Source organism: Cronbergia sp. UHCC 0137 (genome assembly GCF_034932285.1).
Lineage (GTDB): Bacteria > Cyanobacteriota > Cyanobacteriia > Cyanobacteriales > Nostocaceae > Cronbergia.
Genome location: NZ_JAYGHC010000095.1, coordinates 1 through 2370 on the forward strand (window position 1 = coordinate 1; position 2370 = coordinate 2370).

The 2370-nt window shown below is 41.5% G+C and carries 3 protein-coding genes and 1 tRNA gene; 2 read left to right on the forward strand and 2 right to left on the reverse strand.

Annotated features, from left to right (window positions below; translation table 11 throughout):
- Window positions 1-192: hypothetical protein (locus tag VB711_RS25925; RefSeq protein ID WP_323289314.1), on the forward strand; the 192-nt coding region annotated here is incomplete at its 5' end.
- Window positions 193-273: 81 nt separating this feature from the next.
- Here the strand turns inward: VB711_RS25925 and VB711_RS25930 are convergent.
- Together VB711_RS25930 and VB711_RS25935 are read right to left on the reverse strand one after the other, a co-directional pair.
- A tRNA-Arg gene (locus VB711_RS25930) sits at window positions 274-346 on the reverse strand.
- A 53-nt stretch (window positions 347-399) separates the two neighbouring features.
- Window positions 400-1026: a class I SAM-dependent methyltransferase gene (locus tag VB711_RS25935; RefSeq protein ID WP_323289315.1), complete on the reverse strand. Its 627-nt coding sequence runs from the start codon at window positions 1024-1026 to the stop codon at window positions 400-402.
- An 85-nt stretch (window positions 1027-1111) separates the two neighbouring features.
- On the opposite strand from VB711_RS25935, the gene hemH reads away from it, so the two are divergent.
- Window positions 1112-2275, forward strand: coding sequence for a ferrochelatase (hemH, locus tag VB711_RS25940; protein ID WP_323289316.1), 1164 nt, complete (start codon window positions 1112-1114; stop codon window positions 2273-2275).
- Window positions 2276-2370: the final 95 nt, after the last annotated feature.

Below are 2370 nucleotides of genomic sequence, written 5' to 3' on the forward strand. Positions count from 1 at the left end.
CCCTATTTACATTTTCATATTGATATTGATATTAGTCAATCTACAAAATTATGCTCTCATCTGATGAGAAAAAATAGAGAAGTAAAAAAAAGTAGTAAAAAGAAAGACACAATTAAAATTCTTGAATATTTAGAAGCTTTGGGATGTAAAGCTATAGTCTCCAACAGTCCAATGTGCAAGTGTGAAAACTAATAGAATTGCGATCGCTGGTTACTTGCACTGCTCTAAATTATGGCTAAAATAACAAACACCATTTCAAGTGATACAAAAAAACGAGCGCGGAGGGATTTGAACCCCCGACCCACAGGACCGGAACCTGTTGCTCTATCCACTGAGCCACGCGCCCTCGTAACTCCCTACATTATAGCACAGGTTTTTAATTAAATCATGAATAATCAATTATCTTTTCTGAGCTTGTATCACTTGTAAACTACCACCTGCATATAAACTGGGTTTTGTCACCTCAAAACCTTTTACCCTTAACAATCCGGGTAAATCGGTCTTGATAAACTCCCAAGCTGTTTCTGTTTCAAACAACCAAAAAAATAACGACAACCCAGGCCAAAACAAAGAATTAGTGGGAGGGTGAAAATCTACCAATGTAAATACTCCCCCTGGCTTTAACACCCGATAAACTTCATCAATAATTTTCCGTAATTGTTGAGGCTGCATTTCATGTAAGGCGGCGCTGGTATGCACTATGTCAAATTGATGATCATTAAAAGGCATATTCTCAGCAAAGGCTTGGATATAGGTAGCATTTGGGAGATTACAGCGCGATCGCTCTAAAGACAAAGGTGAGGCATCTAAGCCTGTAACATGGGGAGATAACTTAATCAAATATTCAGTTGCTTGACCACTGCCACAACATAAATCTAAAATTTGACTATCTGGGTGTAATATTAAGTCTTGTAACGCTAATTGGCGAAAACGAGATTCTCCACCAACGCTCAAAGCCGCTAGACGGGATACTCCATCGTATAACCATTGATAGCGGTAACTCCAGTCTCGAAAAATAGTTGCCATTGCATCCTTTATGGGTGTTACTTTAATAAACATATATTGTTAACATTAGTAAAAAAACTGTAAGGATTGGGGGAAAGTAAGTGCTATGGGTCGTGTAGGCGTTTTATTACTCAATCTCGGTGGACCGGATAAATTAGAAGATGTTGGGCCGTTTCTGTATAACCTCTTTTCAGATCCAGAAATTATTCGCCTACCATTTCGCTGGATGCAAAAGCCCCTAGCTTGGTTTATTGCAACACGGCGAGCTAAAACATCTCAAGAGAATTATAAGCATATTGGCGGCGGTTCTCCACTACGGCGGATTACAGAAGAACAAGGGGAAGCATTAAAAAAACAACTAAGTGATTTAGGACAGGAGGCTAATATTTATGTGGGAATGCGTTATTGGCATCCTTACACAGAAGAAGCGATCGCTCTCCTCGCCCAAGATAAAATTGAAAAGTTGGTAATTCTCCCTCTCTATCCTCAATTTTCCATTAGTACCAGTGGTTCTAGCTTCCGGCTGTTAGAAAAACTTTGGCGAGAAAACCCAAAACTCCAGCCCCCGTCATACACTGTAATTCCCTCCTGGTACAAACAATCAGGTTATTTACAGTCAATGGCGGCACTAATAACTGAAAAGCTGGAACAATATGCTAACCCTGATCAGGTGCATATCTTCTTTAGCGCCCACGGTGTACCCAAAAGCTACGTTAAAGAAGCAGGAGACCCCTACCAGCAAGAGATTGAGGAATGTACTGACCTAATTATGCAAACCCTCAATCGCCCTAACCCTCACACCCTAGCCTATCAAAGTCGTGTGGGTCCAGTGGAATGGCTGCAACCTTATACAGAAGATGCACTGAAAGAACTAGGGGCGCAAGGTGTAAAAGATTTGGTTGTTGTCCCTCTTAGTTTCGTCTCCGAACACATTGAGACATTACAAGAAATTGATATTGAGTATCGAGAAGTAGCTGAAGAAGCGGGAATAGACAACTTTCGCCGTGCTGCTGCGCCCAATACCCATCCGGTGTTTATTAAAGCCCTGGCAGATTTGGTACTTGATGCTTTACAACAGCCTGATCTGAAACTTTCCCAAGTTACCCAAATGAAAAAAAGGGTGAGAATGTATCCTCAAGAGCGGTGGGAGTGGGGTTTAACCACTAGCGCCGAAGTCTGGAATGGTCGAATCGCCATGTTAGGTTTCATCGCCTTGATCATTGAGTTAGTTACTGGTAAAGGGTTATTACATATGATCGGACTTTTGTAAAAGGTGATGAGTGATGGGTGATGGGTGATGGGTGATGGGTGATGGGTGATGGGTGATTGGTGATTGGTGATTGGTGATTGGTGATTGGTGATTGG

Coding starts and splice junctions, on each gene's coding strand:
- VB711_RS25935 (WP_323289315.1), bottom strand. CDS start 1,026: ATGGCAACTATTTTTCGAGACTGGAGTTACCGCTATCAATGGTTATAC.
- hemH (WP_323289316.1), top strand. CDS start 1,112: ATGGGTCGTGTAGGCGTTTTATTACTCAATCTCGGTGGACCGGATAAA.